The sequence below is a fragment of the Rhodococcus pyridinivorans genome, assembly GCF_900105195.1.
GTDB lineage: Bacteria > Actinomycetota > Actinomycetes > Mycobacteriales > Mycobacteriaceae > Rhodococcus > Rhodococcus pyridinivorans.
On the sequence record NZ_FNRX01000002.1, the window covers coordinates 4,229,768 to 4,249,984 of the forward strand.

The window sequence follows — 20,217 nt, forward strand, 5'->3', positions numbered from 1 at the left end:
GGGCCGCCTAACCATACCAGCAGCGACGCGCCCGCCCGAATTGTCCGGCCGGTCCCGTCCGGAAGGAGCTCACCATGCCGGTGACGACGCCCCCGACCCGCGTCTCCCTGCCCATCGTCCTGCGGCGCCTGACCGTGCTCCGCGCGGTGGACGTGACACCGCGGATGCGTCGGATCACCCTGGGCGGCGAGCAGCTCGGTGCCTTCCGCAGCGGCGACTACGACGCCCCGGCGTTCACCACCGAGGGTGCCGACGACTACGTCAAGATCTTCCTGCCCGAACCCGGCAGCGACACCCCGGCCCTGCCCGAACAGCACGACGGGCACCTGCACTGGCCTCGCAAACCCGCACCCGTGGCCCGCGCCTACACGGTGCGTCGCTTCGATCCCGTGGCCGGGGAACTCGATCTGGACTTCGTCCTGCACGGCCACGGCCCGGCCGGCAATTGGGCCCGCACCGCCGAACCCGGCAGTGTGCTCCATCTCGCGGGACCCAAGGTCGCGATCATCCCGCCGCAGGGCGCCGACTGGTGGCTGCTCGCCGGCGACGAGACCGCGCTTCCCGCGCTGGGTCGCTTCGTCGAGACCTACGGCGGCACGGTGCCGATGCACGTCTTCGCGCTGGTCGACGGTCCGCAGGAGGAACAGTCCGATCTCGCGGGCGTGACGTGGGTGCACCGCCGCCCCGGCGTCTCCGACGCCACCGTGCTCGCCGAGGCCGTCGAGTCGGGTGCGCCGCGCGGCGGCGAGGGGTGGATGTGGATCGCCGGTGAGGCGTCGATCGTGAAGGAACTGCGCGCCGTGTCGAAGCGACTCGGCATCGCCAAGCCGATGCTCGACGCGTCGGGCTACTGGCGCAGCCCCGAGTCCGATCGTCCGCTGGCCCGCCTGCGGCTGCTGCGCGAGCAGGCCGTCGAGACGCTCGAGGCGCGTCGTCGCGGCACCACCTAGACGATCCGGACGATTTCGGTGTTCTCGACAGCGCCCGGCGAAGTCGAGAACACCGAAATCGCTTCCCGCGTCAGCGCGGTGAGAGTTGGTCGCGGTCGATCGTCACCGATCCGACGTAGTGCAGATCGGCGTGGGTGACGATCGCGCGATGGATCTTGCCGGACAGAAGAATTCGCTGCATGTGCTGAAGTTCCCGATTCTCGGACCGTGCCGGTCAGCGCAGCGATGCGGTGAGTTCTTCGGTCTCGCGGTCGCGGCGACGCGCTGACGCGGTGATCGACTCGATCAGCGCGTCCGTGGTCTCGACCCGGCCGACCCGCTTGGCGACGTACTGGAGCGCCATGAGGTGCTCGTCGCGGGAGAAGTCGGCGGTGGCGTCGAGGGCCATGAACGGCGCGACGTCGCTCATGAAGGCGTCGGCGGCGCTGAGCATACAGCCCATGTGTGCGTAGACGCCGGTGACGATGAGCTGGTCGCGGCCGTTGTGCGCGAGCAGCTGACGGAAGTCGGTGCGCTGGAACGCCGAGTAGCGCCACTTGGTGACCTGGATGTCGTCCGGGCCGGGGGTCAGTTCGTCGATGACCTCGGTGTCGCGGCCGGTGCTCAGCCCGACGCCCCAGAAGTCGGCAAGGATGCCGCGACGCGACGGATGCTGGTCGCCGGGCTGCATCGTGTAGACGACGGGGATACCGGCGGCCAGGCACGCCTCGCGGAGGCGGACGATGTTGGGCACCACGGTCGCGAGGGGTTCGGCATCGCGCCGGTAGGCGTCGATGAAGTACTTCTGCATGTCGTGGATCAGCAGTGCACAGCGGGACGTATCGATCATCCAGTCCACCCGAGCAGCGGGAATCTCGTCGCTGGTAGGCAACTCGTACGGATCGATGCTCGGGATGGCCATGCGACTTCCTTCTGCTGTTCGGGGTACGCGTTCGGGCACCGACAGTGTCGGCATGCGTAGGCTACCCTAACCAGCCCTACGGTGGGATGTCTCGACCCCTGATACGCCGACCGGCCCGCACCGGAGATCGGTGCGGGCCGGTCGGCGACAGTAGGGAGCCGTCAGATCAGACGCCAGTCCTCGAGGCCCTCGTACAGCGGCACGGACTGTGCCAGGGCGCTCACGCGGGTCCGCAGCGACTCGGCGTCGGCGCCACCGACGAGCGTCTGCGCGATGATCTCGGCGACCTCGGTGAACTGCTCGTCGCCGAAACCGCGGGTCGCGAGCGCCGGGGTGCCGATGCGCAGGCCCGAGGTGACCATCGGGGGACGCGGATCGAACGGCACGGCGTTGCGGTTGACGGTGATGCCGACCTCGTGGAGGGCGTCCTCACCCTGCTGGCCGTCGAGCTGCGAGTTGCGCAGGTCGACCAGGACCAGGTGCACGTCGGTGCCACCGGTGAGCACCGAGATGCCCTTGTCGGCGACGTCGGACTGCGACAGGCGGTCGGCGATGATCCGGGCACCGGAGAGGGTGCGCCGCTGGCGGTCCTTGAACTCGTCGCTCGCGGCGATCTTCAGCGCGACGGCCTTCGCGGCGATCGCGTGCATGAGCGGTCCGCCCTGCTGACCGGGGAAGACGGCCGAGTTGATCTTCTTCGCCCATTCCTGCTTGGCGAGGATCAGGCCGGAACGCGGGCCACCTAGGGTCTTGTGCACGGTGGTGGAGACGACGTCGGCGTAGGGCACCGGCGACGGGTGCAGGCCTGCGGCGACCAGACCGGCGAAGTGCGCCATGTCGACCCACAGGTAGGCACCGACCTCGTCGGCGATGGAGCGGAAGGCGGCGAAGTCCTCGTGGCGCGGGTAGGCGGACCAGCCGGCGACGATGACCTTCGGCTTCTCGCGCAGCGCGATGTCGCGGACCTCGTCCATGTCGATGCGGTGGTCGTCCTTGCTGACCCCGTAGGACGCGACGTCGTACAGCTTGCCGGAGAAGTTGAGCTTCATGCCGTGCGTGAGGTGGCCGCCGTGCGCGAGGTCGAGACCGAGCAGCTTCTCGCCGGGGGTCATCAGCGCCATGAGCACCGCCGCGTTCGCCTGCGCACCCGAGTGCGGCTGCACGTTCGCGAAATCGGCGCCGAAGAGCTCCTTGGCGCGGTTACGGGCGAGGTCCTCGACGACGTCGACGTTCTCGCAGCCGCCGTAGTAGCGACGACCGGGGTAACCCTCGGCGTACTTGTTGGTCAGGACGCTGCCCTGGGCCTGGAGGACGGCGCGCGGCACGAAGTTCTCCGACGCGATCATCTCGAGCGTGTCGCGCTGACGCGACAGCTCGCCGGCCATGGCCTCGGCGACCTCGGGATCGAGGTCGTTCAGTGCGGCAGTGTTCACGTCGGCGCCGGGCGCAGCGGTCATCGAGGTTTCTCCAAGCAGAGGACGTCAGGGATACGTCCTCCAGTCTACGAAGGCCGTCCACCGCTCCGGAAGCCGGTCCCCGAGCGACCTGCGGTTCACCGCAGGCTGCTGGGCACCAGGGGTTCGTCGAGCAGGCGCCGGAAACGGTCGGCGCGCTCGGCTCCGGCCGGAACCTGCCCGAGCCAGCTGCCGAGGAGCCGGTAGCCCTCCACATAGGTGCTGATATAGGCGCGCCACAACGGCGACGACAGGAACCGCAGCGACTGCCGGGCACGTTCGGGGCTCGACAGCGACCAGCGCTGCAGGAATTCCACGACCTCGTCGTGGCTGCGCCCGCGGTCGTGGAGCAGCAGCGCGGCGTCCTGCCGCACCGAGAGCAACTGCTCGGACGCCTCGGACAGTTGCTCGGCCAGTTCGCCGTCGAACCGGAGCCCGAGATCGGCGTAGATGTCCTGCGCCCACTCCCCCCAGCCCGGGCCGACGATCGCTTCGAGCGCAAGATCGGCGAGCCCTTCCGCCATGAGGCACTGCGGGGTATTGACGAGGAACAACGTCTGCTCGGCCTGACCGCCGGCGACGAGACCGGCCTCCTTGCGGCAGTGCTCGGTGTGGTGCCCGGGATACGCCTCGTGCGCGATCAGCCGCGGCAGGTGCGCCATCGTCTGTTCGAGATCGGAGTTGATCGCGACCCGCGAACGGTAGTCGCCGAGGTAGTAGTTGAAGCCCGACCACGGCTTGTCGCCGACGATCTCGTACTCGACACGCTCGGTGTCGGGCAATGGGTAGACCGCCCGCACCTTCTCCCGTAGAGCGCTCGAGAACGCGTCGACGCATTCGGCGAGACGATCGGCGGGGATCACATCGGACTTGCGGTGGGCCTGCATCCGTTCGGTGAGCGATCCGGTGCCGGGCAGCAACGCATCGAGGCGACGGTGCGCGTCGCGGTAGGTGTCCTCGTCGCCGGGCGCGATGCGGACGTCGAAGTATGCCTCGACCTCGTCGACGAAACCGATCTCCTCCCCCGCGAACTTGCGGGCCGAGCAGTCGAGGGCGCGCAGATGCACGTCGAGGAAACGGGTGCGCTCGTCGGACAGTGCCGCACCGGGAAGTTCGTCCCGCAGGCGTCGCGCGGTGTGTGATAGATCACGGGGATCGGGGGTCGGGGCGTTCTCGACCTTCCGCCGCAGCGCGGGATCGCCGGTGTAGGCGTCGACGTACCCGTCCTCGAGCCGGTCGAAAGCCAGGCCCAGCAGCAGATATTCGTTCACGAAGTCGTCGGCTCCCATACCGGCCGAGCGTAGTCGCTCGTCGGCGACCCGACACGGGAGAACCCGCCGGGGTGGGGACCCCGGGGAGGCATCCTCCTGTGTCAGCGAGCACAATCCGTTACATGGACATGCAACGCCGCATCCGCCGCGCCACCGGGAAGCCGTGCCGATGGCTCGTCTGAACGAACCGAGCCCGTATGTCGAGTTCGACCGCAAGCAGTGGCGGACGCTGCGGAAGTCGACTCCCCTCGTCCTCACCGAGGACGAACTCATCGGGCTTCGGGGCCTGGGCGAGCAGATCGACCTCGCGGAGGTCGCGGAGGTGTATCTCCCCCTCGCCCGGTTGATCCACCTGCAGGTCGCAGCGAAGCAGCGGTTGTTCGCCGCGACCGCGACCTTCCTCGGGGAGAAGCATCCCGACCAGCAGGTGCCGTTCGTGATCGGTGTGGCCGGTTCGGTGGCGGTCGGCAAGTCCACCACGGCCCGTGTGCTGCAGGCGTTGCTGGCACGCTGGGACCATCACCCGCGGGTGGATCTCGTGACCACCGACGGGTTCCTCTACCCCACCAAGGAACTGGTGCGGCGCAACATCATGCACCGCAAGGGTTTTCCCGAGAGCTACGACCGGCGCAAACTGCTGCGGTTCGTCACCGAGGTCAAGTCGGGAGCGAAAGAGGTTGCGGCGCCGATCTACTCCCACATCTCGTACGACATCATCCCGGGTCAGTACCACATCGTGCGGCAGCCGGACATCCTCATCATCGAGGGCCTGAACGTGCTGCAGACCGGTCCGCGGTTGATGGTCTCCGACCTGTTCGACTTCTCGATCTACGTCGACGCGCGTATCGAGGACATCGAGAAGTGGTACGTGGAACGCTTTCTCGCGCTGCGTAAGACGTCCTTCGCGGATCCCGAGGCGCACTTCCACCACTACGCGAACCTGTCGGACCGGGACGCGATGAGTGCCGCGAAGGAGATCTGGCACTCGATCAACCTGCCGAACCTGGTGGAGAACATCCTGCCGACGCGTCCCCGCGCGACCCTGGTCCTGCGCAAGGACTCGGATCACGCCATCAACCGGCTCCGGTTGCGCAAGCTCTGACGCGCCCCGCCGCTCGGCCCTGTTCCAGGCGCCGAACCGGCGGGCGCCGTCAGGCGCCGAACCGGCGGGTGCCGTCAGGCGCCGAACCGGCGGGTGCCGTCAGGCGCCGAACCGGCGGTGCCGGGCGGCGTAGTCGCGCAGCGCGCGCAGGAAGTCGACCCGGCGGAACTCGGGCCAGTACGCCTCGGTGAACCAGATCTCCGAGTAGGCGGACTGCCAGAGCAGGAATCCGGACAGTCGCTGCTCGCCGGAGGTACGGATCACGAGGTCCGGATCGGGTTGACCGGACGTGTAGAGGTGGCTGTCGACACCGTCGACCGTCACGGACTCGACGAGCTCTTCTCCACGCAACCCCTGCGCGTAGCGCACCCGCAGGAGCGACTGCACCGCGTCGACGATCTCCTGGCGACCGCCGTACCCGACGGCGACGTTGACGTGCGTGCCCGTCCGGCCCGCGGTGCCGGCCGCGGCCTCGTGCAGCCGCTTGGCGTGGTCGGCCGGGAGCAGGTCGGTGGTGCCGACGATCTTCACGCCCCAGTTCTGGCCGGGCGCGGAGATCTCCTCCACCACGTCGGAGATGATCTCGAGCAGAGCATCGAGCTCCTCCGGGTCGCGCCGGAGGTTCTCGGTGGACAGCAGGTAGATCGTCGCCGTCTCGATACCGGCCGCGTCGCACCAGCTCAGCAGCTCGGCGATCTTCTTGGCACCTTCGCGGTGGCCGTGACTGACGTCGGTGAAGCCGTTCTCGCGCGCCCAACGCCGATTGCCGTCGCACATGACCGCGACGTGTCGCGGATGCCGTGCTCCGTCGAGTTCCTTCAGCAGCCTGCGCTCGTAGAGCCGGTACAGCAGTCCGCGGACGCTCACCCCGTCATCACCACGCGAGTCACATTACGCCCAGGCGTACGGACGGTCGCGTCGGTGGTCACAGAGTCTCCCGGAGCGCCCTCACGGGCTGTAACGTGACGACGGAACAAACCTACGGGTGCGTAGGTTACTGATCGGTACCGAGAGGAGCGCACGCATGACGGCACTCGGCCTCGAGGAACTACCCGTCAAACCGCGGATGCGCGGATGGATCCACGCCTGGGCCTTCGGTGTGGCCGTCATCGCCGGCGTCACCCTCGTCTCGGCCGCCGCCTTCCTCGCCGACCGCCCGGACGCCGTACTCCCCGCGACGATCTACAGCCTCACCGTGTGCGGTGTGTTCGGCGTCAGCGCGCTCTACCACCGCCTGAACTGGGGGCCCCGGTCCCGCGTGTGGATGAAGCGCGCCGACCATTCGATGATCTTCGTGTTCATCGCCGGCAGCTACACCCCGTTCGCGACACTCGCCCTGCCCCCGGAGTCCGGGCGACCGCTGCTGATCGTCGTGTGGGCGGGCGCGCTGGCGGGCGTGGCCCTGAAGATGCTGTGGCCTACGGCGCCGCGCTGGGTCGGTGTGCCGCTGTATCTGCTGCTCGGATGGGCCATCGTGCCCGTTGCCGGACAGCTGGTCGCCGAAGTCGGTCTCGCTCCCATGCTGCTCCTGCTGGTCGGAGGGCTGCTCTACAGCGGAGGAGCGATCCTCTACGCGACCCGCTGGCCCGATCCGTGGCCCGCGACCTTCGGGCACCACGAGTTCTTTCACGCGGCCACGGTCATCGCGGCACTGTGTCACGCGATAGCGGTGTGGCTCGTGATTCTCGGTTGAAACCTCACCGACCGCTTCGTGCAACTTCTCACACCACCTGAAGCCTCCGGCACCCGTTTGTAGACTCGCGGGGGATGTCTATTCCGTTGCTCGCCTTCGAACTGACCGAGACCAACAGGGACTGGCTGATCCACCGGCCGCTCGCGATCGTGAGTTACATCGTCGTCGCGATCGTGCTCCGCTTCGTCCTCCACCGACTGATCGACCGCATGACGAAGCCGCGTGAGAAATCCGGCAAGCCCCGCCGATCGTTCCTCGCACCGCTGCAGGAACGCGCCGAACGCGCCATCGGTGATCCCTACGCGCGCGAACGCCGGATCCAGCGTGCCCAGACGATCGGCTCGGTATTCAAGTCCGGTGTGTCGGTCGTCGTGCTCGTCTGGGTGGTGCTGCAGACGCTCGACACGCTCGGCTTCAACGTCGCGCCGTTCATCGCCTCGGCCGGTATCGCCGGCGTTGCTCTTGGTTTCGGTGCGCAGAACCTCGTGCGGGACTTCATCTCGGGCATGTTCATGCTGCTCGAGGACCAGTACGGTGTGGGCGACGTGGTGGACCTCGGCGACGCGGTGGGCACCGTCGAGTCGGTCGGCCTGCGCGTGACGACCGTCCGCGACATCGACGGCACCCTGTGGTTCTGCCGCAACGGCGAGATCCTGCGCGTCGGCAACATGAGCCAGGGCCACGCGGTCTCCGTGATCGACGTACCCATCGCACCGACCTCCAATGTCGACCGCGCCTGCCAGATCGCCATGCGGGCCGTACTCGACGGCGTCGAACGCGAGGACATCGCACCCGACGTCCTGGAGAAGCCCGAACTGCTCGGGGTCAACTCCGTGACGGCGGGTGCGGTGACGCTGCGGCTGACCGTGCGCGTGCGCGCCGGCAAGCAGTGGGCGATCCGCCGCAGTCTCACCCGCGCGGTGCTCGAGGCGTTCGATCAGAACGGCATCGAGTCGCCGAACGTCGCGGTCGCAGCCGCCGTGAGCAGCTAGACCCTCGAAGTAGAGGACCGAGCGCACCGATTCACCGCCCCTGGCACCGCCTGGCCCCGACGAGTCAGAGCGCGGCGAGCACCTCGCGCAGATCCGTCTCCGTCGTCACCGGCCGATCGCACACGAAGCCCCGGCACACGTAGGCCGCGGATGCTCCGTCGACGAGCGGCCGACCATCGAGCAGCGGCGACGAGTCGGGTTCGCCGCCCACCACGATCGCTCCCCCCGGTGCGAGCCGGCGCGCGAGGTCGAGGAGTGCGCCGCCACCCGCGACGGCGACCTGCAGCGGACCGCGCACCGACGCCTCGGCCACGGTCAGCCAGTGCCCTCCGGCACGCGGCGCTTTCTCGAGCAGGATCGAGGCCGCCGACAGCGACAGCGCGGCGGCATCGGCGTAGCGGGGGTCGTCGTGCACCAGCGCGGACAGACCGAGCAACGCCTCGGCGATCAGCGACGCCCCCGACGGCGTCGCCCCGTCGACCGGATCGCGCGGCCGGGCGACCAGCGATTCGGCGTCGTGCGCGGTGTCGAACCAGCTCCCGGGACGTTCCGGATCCGCGAACTGCGTGAGCGCGACGTCGGCGAGTTCTCGCGCGCGCTCGACCCAGCTCCGATCCCCGGTCCCCTGATGGACGGCGAGCAGCGCGGTGACGAGTGCTCCGTAGTCCTCGAGCACGCCCACCGGAGATCCGACGACACCTCCGAGCGACGCGCGGCGCAGTCGTCCATCGACGAGGTGCCGGTCGAGCAGGAACCGCGCGCACCTCGCCGCCGCGTCGATCCAGGCGGGTTCGCCCAGTGCGATGCCGGCCTCTGCCAGTGCGGTGATCGCGAAGCCGTTCCACGCGGTGACGACCTTGTCGTCGCGTCCGGGTTGCGCGCGATCCTGCCGGGCCGCGAACAGGCGTGCCCGCACGTCGGCGAGACGGGCCGGATCGTCGGGCTCGTCGAGCAGCTGCAACACCGAGGTGCCGTGTTCGAAGGTTCCGCCGGGAGTGACGGTGAAGGCCTCCGCGGCCCACCGGCCGTCGTCCGCGCCGAGCACCTCGACGAGCTGATCGGGGGTCCACACGTAGGTCAGGCCCTCGACCCCGTCCGTGTCGGCGTCGAGCGCCGAGGCGAATCCGCCGTCGGTGGTGAGCAGGTCGCGCAGCAGGAATTCGGCGGTCTCCCGGGTGACCCGCGTCGGCAGTTCCGCGCCGGTCACCCGCGCGAGGTGCGCGTACAGCCGTAGGAGCAGCGCGTTGTCGTAGAGCATCTTCTCGAAGTGCGGCACCGTCCAGGCGGAGTCGACGCTGTAGCGGGCGAAACCGCCACCGAGCTGGTCGTAGATCCCACCTCGCGCCATCGCGTCGGTCGTGCGCTCGACGAGACCGAGCGTGTCGGCGGAGCGCGTGCGCTCGTATCCGCGCAGCAGGCCCTCGAGCAGGTTGGACGGCGGGAACTTGGGTGCGCCCCCGAAGCCGCCGTGTTCGCGATCCTCGTCGGTGGCGATCGCAGCGGCCGCCGCGTCGAGCAGGACCGCCTCGACAGCGGCCTCCCCGACGGGCAGTCCCCCGCTGCTGCGACGGAGTTCGGTGGCCACGGCGTCGGCGGCCTGCGAGACCTCATCGCGCCGGTTGCGCCAGGTCTGGGTGATGGCCTCGAGAAGTTGGACGAAAGACGGCATGCCGCCGCGCGGCGTGTTCGGGTAATACGTGCCGCAGTAGAAAGGCGAGCCGTCGGGGGTGAGGAAGCAGGTCATCGGCCATCCGCCCTGACCGGCCATGGCGACGGTCGCGTTCATGTAGACCGCGTCGATGTCCGGCCGTTCCTCACGGTCGACCTTGATGCACACGAAGTTCTCGTTCATGACAGCGGCCGTGGCCTCGTCCTCGAACGACTCGTGTGCCATGACGTGACACCAGTGGCAGGCCGCGTACCCGATCGACAGCAGGATCGGCACGTCGCGCTCGCGCGCCTCCGCGAGCGCGTCGTCGCCCCATTCCTGCCAGTGGACCGGATTGTCGGCGTGCTGCCTCAGATAAGGGCTCAGGGCGTCGGCCAGTCGGTTCGCCATGCCCCCACGCTACGGAAGGAGCACCGCCGGTGACGGCCGGTCGTCAGCTTCCCTTGGTGGGTTCCGGACGTTCCGGACCGGTGGCCTTCGTGCCGCCGGCCTTCTCCTCGGCTCCGCCGGGCATCGCACCCGGCAGCGTGCCGTCGTCCACGGCCTGGTCGGGTTCGGGATGCTCCGGCTGGAAGTTCTCGGGCAGCTTCTTCAGCCGCTTGTTCATGTTCCAGATCAGCAGAGCGGTCGCGACCAGCAGGACCACCACGATGGCCAGTCCGAGCGGAGACGCCTTGCCGAACTCGGGGCCGGTCGGCTCCTGGGCCAGAATCTCGACGGCCAGAACATCGACCGCGAGCGTGCCTATCGTCATTTGCCCTGTCCGTCCTCGATGCCCGCGAACAGATCCGTCTCGGGAAGTACCGTGCTCACGCGGGTCTTGGCCAACTCGAACTCCTCGGTCGGCCACACCTTCTGCTGGATGTCCAACGGCACCGCGAAGAAGGATCCGTTGGGGTCGATCTGGGTGGCGTGGGCCCGCAGCGCGTCGTCGCGCTTCGGGAAGTAGTCGCCACAGGTGATCTGGGTGGTCACGCGCCCCATGATGTCGCCCTGCTCGGTGCGCCACTTGTTGAGCCACTGCTCCATCGGGAACGGCTCCCCGCGACGCTCGTACTCCTCGCGGAACAGCTCGAGCCGCTTACGGATGAAACCGTGCGAGTAGTAGAGCTTGCTCACCGCCCAGGGCTCGCCCAGCTCGGGATGGAAATCCGGATCCGCGGCCGCTTCGTAGGCCGCGACCGACACCTCGTGGCACCGGATGTGGTCGGGATGCGGGTAGCCACCGTTCTCGTCGTAGGTGGTCATGACGTGGGGGCGGAACTCGCGCACCGACTGCACGAGCCGGCGGACCGGTTCGTCGAGCGGGATCGCAGCGAAGCAGCCCTCCGGCAGCGGAGGCTTGGGGTCGCCCTCGGGCAGTCCGGAGTCGACGAAGCCGAGCCACTGGTGCCGCACCCCGAGGATGCGGGCGGCCTCGGCCATCTCCTCCTGACGCACCTCGCTCATGCGTTCGCGAATGCCGGGCACGTCCATGGCGGGGTTCAGGATGTCGCCGCGCTCTCCGCCCGTGAGCGTGACCACCAGGACCTCGTGTCCCTCGGCCGAGTACCGGGCCATCGTGGCCGCGCCCTTGCTCGACTCGTCGTCGGGATGGGCGTGCACGGCCATGAGCCGTAGTCCGCTCACGTGTATTCCTCCACCTCACGTCGTCTGCTTCGCCGGAACCGACCCTGCGCCCGCGTCGCGGTCGCTACGGATCCGTCCTCTATAGTTCCACCTGATAATTCCGACGTCAGCCGTGACCCTGCGGCGACGCCCGATCCATCGTTCCGCTGTGAAAGCAAAGTGATGAGCAACACCCTGCCCACCGACCGGTACCCCTCCTCCCGGTACCCCGGGCCCCGCGTGTCGACACGCGGCAAGCGCTGGGGTTTCACCATCGCCGGTCTGCTCGCCGGGCTCGTCGTGGCGTTCGTGCTGTTCCAGAACAACTCGGCTCCGATCGAGTCGGAGGTCCTCGCCTTCGAGATCATCGACGACAGCACCATCGACATCCAGCTCAAGGTCACACGGGACGATCCGTCCGAGGATGCCGTCTGCATCATCCGGGCGCGGTCGAAGGACGGCAGCGAGACCGGACGGCGCGAGGTCCTCATCCCGGCGTCCGATTCGCAGACGGTCGTGCTGACATCCACGGTCAAGACGTCACAACGCCCCGGAATGGGCGATACCTACGGCTGCAGCACCGAGGCTCCCGACTACCTCCGCGCACCCTAGGAATCTACCGCGACCAGCGGCTTCCTGCTCTTTTCCGGAGCAGCGACGATAGTGATGCTAAAATAGCCGGATACACGGTTCCACCCTTTGGGGCCGTGTATTGCTGCATAAGAGCATCAACAGACAGTACGACTTCCGTTCAGCCTGACAACAAGGGGGGACGACGGGGGTCGTGCTGTCGCGGTCGTTGCATGTGCACGACTTGTCCACGGAGCCGGGGGCTCCAACCCGAAGGAAGTGATCGAGGATGACCGAGACCCAGGTGACCTGGCTGACGCAGGAGTCGTACGACCGGCTCAAGGCCGAGCTGGACCAGCTCATCGCGAATCGTCCTGTCATCGCCGCCGAGATCAACGAGCGTCGCGAGGAAGGCGACCTCAAGGAGAACGGTGGCTACCACGCGGCCCGCGAGGAGCAGGGCCAGCAGGAAGCCCGTATCCGTCAGCTCCAGGAGCTGCTGGGCACCGCCAAGGTCGGCGTCGCTCCGACCGAGTCGGGTGTCGCCCTCCCCGGTTCCGTCGTCACCGTCTACTACGCCGGCGACGAGACCGACACGGAGACGTTCTTGATCGCGACCCGCGAAGAAGGTGCCCGCAACAGCGAGCTCGAGACCTACTCCCCCAGCTCGCCCCTCGGTGGCGCCCTGATCGACGCGAAGGTCGGCGAGACCCGCGAGTACACGCTGCCCAACGGCAACACCATGAAGGTGACACTGGTGAGCGCGGAACCCTACCGCGGCTGATCGCCGAGTGCCGCACCGCGGCAGTCCCTCTGCAGCCGAAAGGCCCGACCGGATTCTCTCGGTCGGGCCTTTCGCGTGTTCACGGCAGGTGCCAGAAGATGCGCCGCGCCTTCATGTCGGGGAAGACCGGCCCCACCCGCACGACGTCGCCGGTGGTGGGTGCGTGCACCATCTGCCCGCCACCGATGTAGATGGCGACGTGACCCGGTCCCCCGGCCTGCCAGTTGCCGAACAGCAGGTCGCCGGGGCGCGCCGCGTACAGCGGCACCTCGGTGCCGATGTGCCACTGTGTCTCGGACGTGCGCGGCAGCGTGATGCCCGTCGCGGCGAAGACCGCGTACGACGTCAGGCCGGAGCAGTCGAAACCGCCGCCGGACGGCCCGTTGATATTGCCGCCACCCCAGACGTACGGCAGGCCGAGGTACTTGAAGGCAAGGTCGACGATGCGATTACCGACGTCGCCGGCTCCGCCTCCGATACCCAGACCCAGGAACGGCGAGAGCATGCGGGCGAAGACGTGCTCGGTCGCGCGGATCTTCGCGACGTAGGGCTTCGTCTGGTTCTCGTAGTCGGGATGACCGGACGGCATGCCACCCGAGCGCTTCACCGCGCCGACGCCGGCGTTGTAGGCCGCGAGGGTCAGATCGAGGGTGTCGCCCTCGACCAGTCCGCGCTTCTTCCAGTCGTCGATGAGCTTGTAGTTGTCGCACAGGAGGTTGCCCGACGCCATGACCGGGTCGGCGATGCCGAGGACGTCGGCCTTGCCGTCACCGTCGGCGTCCTTGCCGTACTGGTCCCAGGTGCCGGGCATGAACTGTCCCGGGCCGCGGGCGCCGACCGGCGAGACCGGCGCGGTCGGGCCGTACCGGAAACCGTTCTCGGCGGAGTAGAGGGCCGCGAGGACCGGCGCGGAGACCCCTTCGCACAGTTCGCCGGCCTTCTTCAGCCACGGCGCGAACACTGCGATCGCACCGATGGGTGCGAGTCGCGTTCCGGGAAGGATCGCCGGGATCGACGGCAACGTGATCCCGGTGCCCGGGATCGTGGGACCGGGTTGCGGGTTCCCGACCACACCGGTCGCCGGGGGTTGGACCGGTATTCCGAAGGGCCCGGGACGCGCGGCCGGCGGTTCGGGCGCCAGAGCGGGCGGAGCTGCTTGCGGATCGGCGGGGTGCAGGGCCGCGGCCGCGTCCTCGGGCAGATGCGGCTCGATCGCTCCCGCGACCGCCGTCGTCGCATCCGCGACCGCCTGTTGTGCTCCCTGCTGCATCGGTTCCGGCAAGGACGCGACGAGATTCGCCACATCCGTGTCGGCGTTCTCGGCAGTTGCCTCGAACGACTCGATCGCCCCGTTGATCTGATCCTTGATCTCTGCTGGTAGGTCCACGCCCTGAACGAGCGCACTTGCTGCCGTAGCCACTGCCACGATGACCGCAGACGGGTCCACCGACATCCGCTACCCCCACATCCATCCATCAACCGCTCTCACCGTAGCTGTGAGGTCGATCACCAGTGCGGCTTCCGGATGTTCTTATCACATATATTCAAGAACACGTTCTAGTACTGGGACCAGTGGGACCGGTGCTTCCTGAGGGTCCGGAGTTACGGTTCCGGATAGAAGTCTGCGGCGTCCGGCTGGGTCAGGACGTCCATGATGTCCACCGCATCGACCGCGTCCTCGTCCAGCAGCGTGACGAGCGTGTCCCGCTGATCCTTCGTCACCGGTTCGCAGCCGCCGGGCATCACCCACCGGTCCTCCCCCACCGGCATCACACGGGCGCACAGCAACGTCCCGGCGGGCACCTCACCCGCGAGCCAGGGCGCGGACACCTCCACCACCCGATCGCTACGGACGTTGCGCAGCGTGAGCGACTCCTCCGGCGCACTCGCCTCGACCTCGAAGACCGAACGCTCGACCGCCAGCCACGAGCGGGCGAGCTCGGCCTCGTCCTCGGGCAGCAACTCACCGCGACGCTCGACGAAATCCGCGAAGGCGCCGGCATCGAAGAGCAGGACGTCCTCGACGAGAGGATCGGCGACGGCCTCGGCCACCGCGTCGTCGTCCCCGTAGCCGGAACGCGCCTCCGCCAGCGCGACCCGCTGTTCGGCCCATCCGGGTTCGAGGGCGTGCATGGCCGCCTTCATGTACAGCCAGTCGGAGCGTTCCTCGAGCGAGTGCTCGGCGCGCCCGAGATGGCACGCCTTGTACTTGCGGCCCGACCCGCACCAGCAGCGGTCGTTGCGGCCGAGCCCCGGGACCTCCTTCGGCCGGTACCGTTCGAGCACTTCGTGGAGGGGATGTTCGTCGCCGCCCGGCACCCGGGCGAGCAGAGACAGCCCCCGTATCGCGTCCCCGCGATCGGAAGCGAAGCGCGCGAGGTCGAACAACGGGAGGTCGAAGGCGGAGTCGAGGTCGGCCGAGCGCTCGTAGTGCCGTTCGGCTTCCGTGAGGCGTCCGGTCGATTCGGCCGCGCGACCGGCGATCCAGTGCGCTGCCCCCGCCGCACGTCGCGGCGCATGGTCGAGCAGCCACAGCGCGGCCTGTTCGATCGCCTCGGGCGCGAGCTTCTCCCCCACCAGTTCGTCGTAGACGGTCTCGGCGATCTCGGGATCGGACAGCACCGAGTACAGACCGGATTTTCCCACGGCGAAACGCTCGTCGAGTTCGGCGTCGTCGCCGCGTTCGAGGGCTTCGACCAGCGACGCGAACAGGGCCACGCCGGGCACGGCGTCGACGGGGATCCCGAGCTGTTCGGCATAGATCTCGAACATTGCCCGGTCGGAGTATCCGTCGAAGTCGAAACCGTTCGGTGCCACCAGGTCTCCGCTGCGGACCAGACCGGCTCCGGCGAGCAAGTCCCCGAGCGGCAGGGACGGCGCGGAGAACGCGTCCGGTACATCGGCGAGCACGTCGAGGAAGGCGCCCCCGAGGCTCGCCACCTGCTGGCGGGCGATGGCCTGTTCGAGCGCGTGCACGAATTCGGCCTCACTACTTCGGACTTCGTCGTCGACCGGAGCGAACGACAAGCGACCGTCCCGCACGGTGAGTGCGAGCAGGTCTCCCGCCTCGTGACCCGCCAGGGCTCCTTCGGGAAAGACGATCGTCTCCTTGCGGACGATCTCATCCGAATCCGGATCGTTTTGCGTGGCAGCAGCTTCGAATCCACCGGGCTGCACGAGATCGAACTCGTCGTCCTCGGAGACGAGCAGCAGGAGCGGTTCGATGTCGTCGACCGGGATCGCGTGCCGGTCGAGTTCGTCCGCGGTGAGGCGGTGTGTGAGCATCCTGCCCTCGAACAGCGCATCCGTCGCCGCGACACGGTCGTCGGACAACCACATCAACAGCGGATGCGGTTCCGACTGTTCGAGATCGATCATCACTTGCTCGGCCGAGCCGAATCCGTGCTCCTCGAGATGATCGGCCACCTCGTCGATCGTCATGGGTCCATGGCGCCGTACCGTGTCGAGCACGGTGTCCCACAGGGCGGATTCGGGATGTTCGTTGTCCGTCACCACGTGATCGTACGGCGCCCGGCAGTGCTTCCGGGGGCTATGCGGTTCCTTCCGCACGTCGCCGTCGGTGTTTTCCCGATCGACACGAGAAGAAGGCGTCCTTCGGGACGCCTTCTTCTCCTGTCTTCTACGACCGGTGTGTCAGCCGAGCGCCTGTTCGACGTCGGCGAGCAGGTCGGCGGCGTCCTCGATACCCACCGACAGCCGGACGAGATCCTCGGGGACCTCGAGCAGCGACCCGGCGGTGGAGGCGTGGGTCATCGCACCCGGATGCTCGATGAGCGACTCCACACCACCGAGCGACTCGGCGAGGGTGAAGATCTCGGTGCGCTTGCAGAAGTCCAGCGCGGCCTGGCGGCCACCGGCGAGGCGCACGGAAATCATGCCACCGAAGCGACGCATCTGCTTGGCCGCGTACTCGTGGCCCGGATGCGATTCGAGACCCGGGTACAGCACCTTGGTCACGGCGGAATGTCCCGACAGGAAGTCGACGAGCTTCTCGGCGTTGTCGGAGTGCTTCTCCATCCGCACCGCGAGCGTCTTGATGCCGCGCAGCGTGAGGAAGGCGTCGAACGGGCCCGGCACGGCGCCCGCACCGTTCTGCAGGAACGCGAAGGCGGCGTCGAGCTCTTCGTCGTTCGTCACCAGCGCGCCACCGACGACGTCGGAGTGACCACCGATGTACTTGGTGGTCGAATGCAGCACGACGTCGGCACCGAAGGTGAGCGGCTGCTGCAGGTACGGCGACGCGAAGGTGTTGTCGACGACGAGCTTGGCACCACCCTCGTGCGCGATGTCGGCGAGCGCCGAGATGTCGCCGATGTTGAGCAGCGGGTTGGTGGGCGTCTCCACCCACACGAGCTTGGTGTTCGGGCGCACGGCCGCGCGCACCTCGTCGGCGTCGTTGATCGCGGCCGGGGTGTACTCGATCCCCCACTGCGTGAACACCTTGTCGATGAGACGGAAGGTGCCGCCGTACGCGTCGTTGGGGATGACGAGGTGGTCGCCCGGACGCAGCACCGAACGGAGCAGGCAGTCGGTAGCGGCCATGCCCGAGCCGAACGCCCGGCCGTAGGTGCCGTTCTCGAGCGCGGCGAGGTTCGCCTCGAGGGGACGACGGGTGGGGTTGCCGGTGCGGGCGTACTCGAAGCCGTTGCGCATCTCGCCGACGCCGTCCTGGGCGAAGGTCGACGACGCGTAGATCGGCACGTTGACGGCACCGGTCTGGGGGTCGGGCTCGTACCCGGCGTGGATGGCGCGGGTCGCGAAACCGTGCTGGTTCTGGTCTGTCATGAAGATCTGTGTCCTATCGGCCTTGAGAGATGAATCCGAGCAGGTCGTGGCGGGTGATGACACCGACGGGCTTGCCGTCGTCGATCACCATGAGCGCGTCGGTGTCGCCGAACGCCTTCGTGGCGGAGTCGATCGACTCGCCCACGCCGATGTTCGGCAGCGGCGGGCTCATGTGCTTCTCGACCGGATCGGCGAGATTCGCGCGACCTTCGAAGACGGCGCTGAGCAGTTCGCGCTCGCTGACCGAACCAGCCACCTCACCTGCGGTGACGGGCGGTTCGGCACCCACGACCGGCATCTGCGAGACGCCGTACTCCCGAAGGATCTCGATGGCGTCGCGCACCGTCTCGGACGGGTGGGTGTGCACGAGGTCGGGCAGGTCGCCGCTCTTGCCGCGCAGCACGTCGCCGACGGTGGAGTCGTCGGGCTTGCCGTCGAGCGGCGCGCGGAGGAAGCCGTAGCTGGCCATCCACTTGTCGTTGAAGATCTTCGACATGTAGCCGCGACCACCGTCGGGCAGCAGCACGACAACGACCGCGTCGGGGCCCTCGCGCTCGGCAACCTGCAGTGCGGCGACGACGGCCATGCCGCAGGAGCCACCGACGAGCAGGCCTTCCTCGCGGGCGAGGCGACGGGTCATCTCGAACGAGTCGGCGTCGGAGACGGCGATGATCTCGTCGGGGATCGACGGGTCGTAGGCCGAGGGCCAGAAGTCCTCACCGACACCTTCGACGAGGTACGGCCGGCCGGTGCCGCCCGAGTACACCGAGCCCTCGGGGTCGACGCCGACGACCTTCACCGCACCGTTGGAGACCTCCTTGAGGTACCGGCCGGTACCCGAGATGGTGCCGCCGGTGCCGACGCCAGCGACGAAGTGCGTGATCTTGCCGTCGGTGTCGTTCCAGATCTCCGGGCCGGTGGTCTCGTAGTGGCTCGCCGGGCCCCCCGGGTTGGAGTACTGGTTGGGCTTCCAGCCACCGGGGAGCTCACGGGCGAGACGGTCGGAGACGCTGTAGTAGCTGTCGGGGTGCTCCGGCGGGACCGCGGTCGGACACACGACCACCTCGGCACCGTAGGCCCGCAGCACGTTGCGCTTGTCCTCGCCGACCTTGTCGGGGCACACGAACACGCACTTGTAGCCGCGCTGCTGCGCGACCAGGGCCAGGCCGATGCCGGTGTTGCCGGAGGTGGGCTCGACGATCGTCCCGCCCGGCTTCAGTTCGCCCGACGCTTCGGCCGCATCGATCATCTTCACCGCGATACGGTCCTTGGAGCTGCCGCCGGGATTGAGGTATTCGATCTTCGCCGCTACGAGCCCCGATCCGGGTTTCACCACCGTGTTGAGCTTGACGAGGGGGGTGTTTCCGATGAGGTCGATGACGGAATCCGCAATGCGCATGACTCCATGTTCCCACGTCGTGGCTTTCCGACAGGGTGAAGGTGTACACCCCCGGGAAAACACCCCCTGAGAAACGACGAAGACCCCGGACCGTGGTCCGGGGTCTTCATGGCGTACTGCTAGTCGTTCTGGAAGTAGCTGAGCAGTCGCAGGATCTCTACGTACAGCCACACCAGGGTGACGGTCAGGCCGAGGGCGACGCCCCAGGCGGCCTTCTCGGGGGCCTGTGCGCGGATCAGCTGATCGGCGGAGTCGAAGTCCAGCAGGAAGCTGAACGCCGCGATGCCGATGCACACGAGGCTGAAGATGATGGCGATCGGGCCGCCGTCGCGCAGGCCCAGGCCACCGTCGATGAAGAAGCCGGCGACGAGATTGCCCAGCGCCAGGACCAGGACACCGACGAGGGCGCCGACGATCATGCGGGTCAGGCGCGGCGTGACGCGGATGGCGCCGGTGCGGTACACGACGAGCATGCCGAAGAACACGCCGAAGGTACCGAGGACGGCCTGCGCGATCAGAGTCGCGCCGCCGGCGCCACCGAACGTGATGTCGGTGAACATGAACGACAGCGCGCCGAGGAAGAAGCCTTCCGCCACCGCGTAGGCGAGGACGATCGCCGGGTTGTCCATCTTGCGGCCGAACGTCGCGACCAGCACCAGGACGAGGCCGATCAGACCGCCGCCGATGACGAACGGAGCTGCCAGGCCGACGTTGGAGTTGACCAGGACGTAGGAGATGAGTGCCGAGACGGCGAGCACGCCGAGCGTGATGCCGGTCTTGGTGACGACATCGTCGATCGTCATGGTCCGCTGGTCGGTGGGACGTGCCCACGGATCCGTCTGGGGCTGACCGAATTGCTGGGTGGCCTGCGCGGCGCCCGCCGTCGCAGAGCCGAACGTGGCGTATCCGCCGCCCTCTTGCTTGGGCAGGTTGCGGAACACCGGGTTACTGGTGGTGCGCACCGTGCACTTCCCTTCTCGTGGTCGCTTCTGTCCGTTCAACGAGGCAGTAACCTCAC

General features: G+C 68.1%; 18 protein-coding genes and 1 pseudogene. 6 read left to right on the top strand and 13 right to left on the bottom strand.

From position 1 onward, the window contains the following. Positions 1-74 precede the first annotated feature (74 nt). The gene (locus BLV31_RS19880; RefSeq protein ID WP_064060075.1) at positions 75-950 is read left to right on the top strand and encodes a siderophore-interacting protein; all 876 of its coding nucleotides are present in this window, start codon (positions 75-77) and stop codon (positions 948-950) included. Between the two features lie 79 nt (positions 951-1,029). On the opposite strand, the pseudogene BLV31_RS19885 reads toward BLV31_RS19880, so the two are convergent. From BLV31_RS19885 to BLV31_RS19900, 4 genes and pseudogenes are all read right to left on the bottom strand, one after another. Continuing rightward, positions 1,030-1,131 (bottom strand): annotated as a pseudogene (locus tag BLV31_RS19885) (aspartate 1-decarboxylase); the annotation flags it as partial. Between the two features lie 33 nt (positions 1,132-1,164). Then, the gene (locus BLV31_RS19890; protein ID WP_064060077.1) at positions 1,165-1,851 is read right to left on the bottom strand and encodes an isochorismatase family protein; all 687 of its coding nucleotides are present in this window, start codon (positions 1,849-1,851) and stop codon (positions 1,165-1,167) included. A gap of 161 nt (positions 1,852-2,012) precedes the next feature. Further along, complete coding sequence (gene glyA / locus BLV31_RS19895) at positions 2,013-3,308, bottom strand: serine hydroxymethyltransferase (RefSeq protein WP_006553887.1); 1,296 nt, start codon at positions 3,306-3,308, stop codon at positions 2,013-2,015. Positions 3,309-3,403: 95 nt separating this feature from the next. After that, a complete protein-coding gene (locus BLV31_RS19900; protein WP_064060078.1) occupies positions 3,404-4,594 on the bottom strand; it encodes a hypothetical protein in 1,191 nt (396 codons plus the stop codon). A 151-nt stretch (positions 4,595-4,745) separates the two neighbouring features. Between BLV31_RS19900 and coaA the strand changes: the two genes are divergently transcribed. Continuing rightward, the gene (gene coaA, locus BLV31_RS19905) at positions 4,746-5,678 is read left to right on the top strand and encodes a type I pantothenate kinase (protein ID WP_006553885.1); all 933 of its coding nucleotides are present in this window, start codon (positions 4,746-4,748) and stop codon (positions 5,676-5,678) included. Between the two features lie 99 nt (positions 5,679-5,777). Here coaA and BLV31_RS19910 read toward each other — a convergent pair whose 3' ends face one another. After that, positions 5,778-6,545: an isoprenyl transferase gene (locus BLV31_RS19910; RefSeq protein ID WP_006553884.1), complete on the bottom strand. Its 768-nt coding sequence runs from the start codon at positions 6,543-6,545 to the stop codon at positions 5,778-5,780. Positions 6,546-6,702: 157 nt separating this feature from the next. On the opposite strand from BLV31_RS19910, the gene trhA reads away from it, so the two are divergent. Both trhA and BLV31_RS19920 read left to right on the top strand, forming a co-directional pair. Further along, entirely contained in the window at positions 6,703-7,371 is a 669-nt protein-coding gene (gene trhA / locus BLV31_RS19915) for a PAQR family membrane homeostasis protein TrhA (protein ID WP_064060079.1), read from the top strand. A gap of 74 nt (positions 7,372-7,445) precedes the next feature. Beyond that, on the top strand, positions 7,446-8,363 hold the full coding sequence (locus BLV31_RS19920; RefSeq protein ID WP_064060080.1) for a mechanosensitive ion channel family protein: 918 nt from the start codon (positions 7,446-7,448) through the stop codon (positions 8,361-8,363). A gap of 64 nt (positions 8,364-8,427) precedes the next feature. Here the strand turns inward: BLV31_RS19920 and BLV31_RS19925 are convergent, their stop codons facing one another. The 3 genes from BLV31_RS19925 to mca are packed head-to-tail and all read right to left on the bottom strand — an operon-like array spanning position 8,428 to position 11,661. After that, positions 8,428-10,422: a thioredoxin domain-containing protein gene (locus BLV31_RS19925; RefSeq protein WP_064060081.1), complete on the bottom strand. Its 1,995-nt coding sequence runs from the start codon at positions 10,420-10,422 to the stop codon at positions 8,428-8,430. 43 nt (positions 10,423-10,465) lie between these two features. Continuing rightward, positions 10,466-10,786, bottom strand: a complete 321-nt coding sequence (locus BLV31_RS19930; protein WP_006553881.1) for a hypothetical protein — start codon at positions 10,784-10,786, stop codon at positions 10,466-10,468. After that, the gene (gene mca / locus BLV31_RS19935) at positions 10,783-11,661 is read right to left on the bottom strand and encodes a mycothiol conjugate amidase Mca (protein ID WP_006553880.1); all 879 of its coding nucleotides are present in this window, start codon (positions 11,659-11,661) and stop codon (positions 10,783-10,785) included. Before mca ends, BLV31_RS19930 begins: the two co-directional genes overlap by 4 nt. Positions 11,662-11,823: 162 nt before the next feature. Between mca and BLV31_RS19940 the strand changes: the two genes are divergently transcribed. Both BLV31_RS19940 and greA read left to right on the top strand, forming a co-directional pair. After that, positions 11,824-12,252 (top strand): DUF4307 domain-containing protein, encoded by a 429-nt coding sequence (locus BLV31_RS19940; protein WP_039584586.1) that lies wholly within the window; start codon positions 11,824-11,826, stop codon positions 12,250-12,252. Positions 12,253-12,499: 247 nt separating this feature from the next. Then, positions 12,500-12,994, top strand: coding sequence for a transcription elongation factor GreA (gene greA, locus BLV31_RS19945; RefSeq protein WP_006553878.1), 495 nt, complete (start codon positions 12,500-12,502; stop codon positions 12,992-12,994). A 79-nt stretch (positions 12,995-13,073) separates the two neighbouring features. Here greA and BLV31_RS19950 read toward each other — a convergent pair whose 3' ends face one another. From BLV31_RS19950 to BLV31_RS19970, 5 genes are all read right to left on the bottom strand, one after another. Beyond that, positions 13,074-14,447 (bottom strand): C40 family peptidase, encoded by a 1,374-nt coding sequence (locus BLV31_RS19950; protein ID WP_064060082.1) that lies wholly within the window; start codon positions 14,445-14,447, stop codon positions 13,074-13,076. Between the two features lie 149 nt (positions 14,448-14,596). Beyond that, positions 14,597-16,507 (bottom strand): SEC-C domain-containing protein, encoded by a 1,911-nt coding sequence (locus BLV31_RS19955; protein ID WP_248846166.1) that lies wholly within the window; start codon positions 16,505-16,507, stop codon positions 14,597-14,599. A gap of 141 nt (positions 16,508-16,648) precedes the next feature. Continuing rightward, positions 16,649-17,800, bottom strand: coding sequence for a cystathionine gamma-synthase (locus BLV31_RS19960; protein WP_019288736.1), 1,152 nt, complete (start codon positions 17,798-17,800; stop codon positions 16,649-16,651). Positions 17,801-17,813: 13 nt separating this feature from the next. Further along, positions 17,814-19,199: a cystathionine beta-synthase gene (locus BLV31_RS19965; RefSeq protein ID WP_006553874.1), complete on the bottom strand. Its 1,386-nt coding sequence runs from the start codon at positions 19,197-19,199 to the stop codon at positions 17,814-17,816. Between the two features lie 119 nt (positions 19,200-19,318). Beyond that, the gene (locus BLV31_RS19970) at positions 19,319-20,161 is read right to left on the bottom strand and encodes a Bax inhibitor-1/YccA family protein (RefSeq protein WP_006553873.1); all 843 of its coding nucleotides are present in this window, start codon (positions 20,159-20,161) and stop codon (positions 19,319-19,321) included. Positions 20,162-20,217 lie beyond the last annotated feature (56 nt).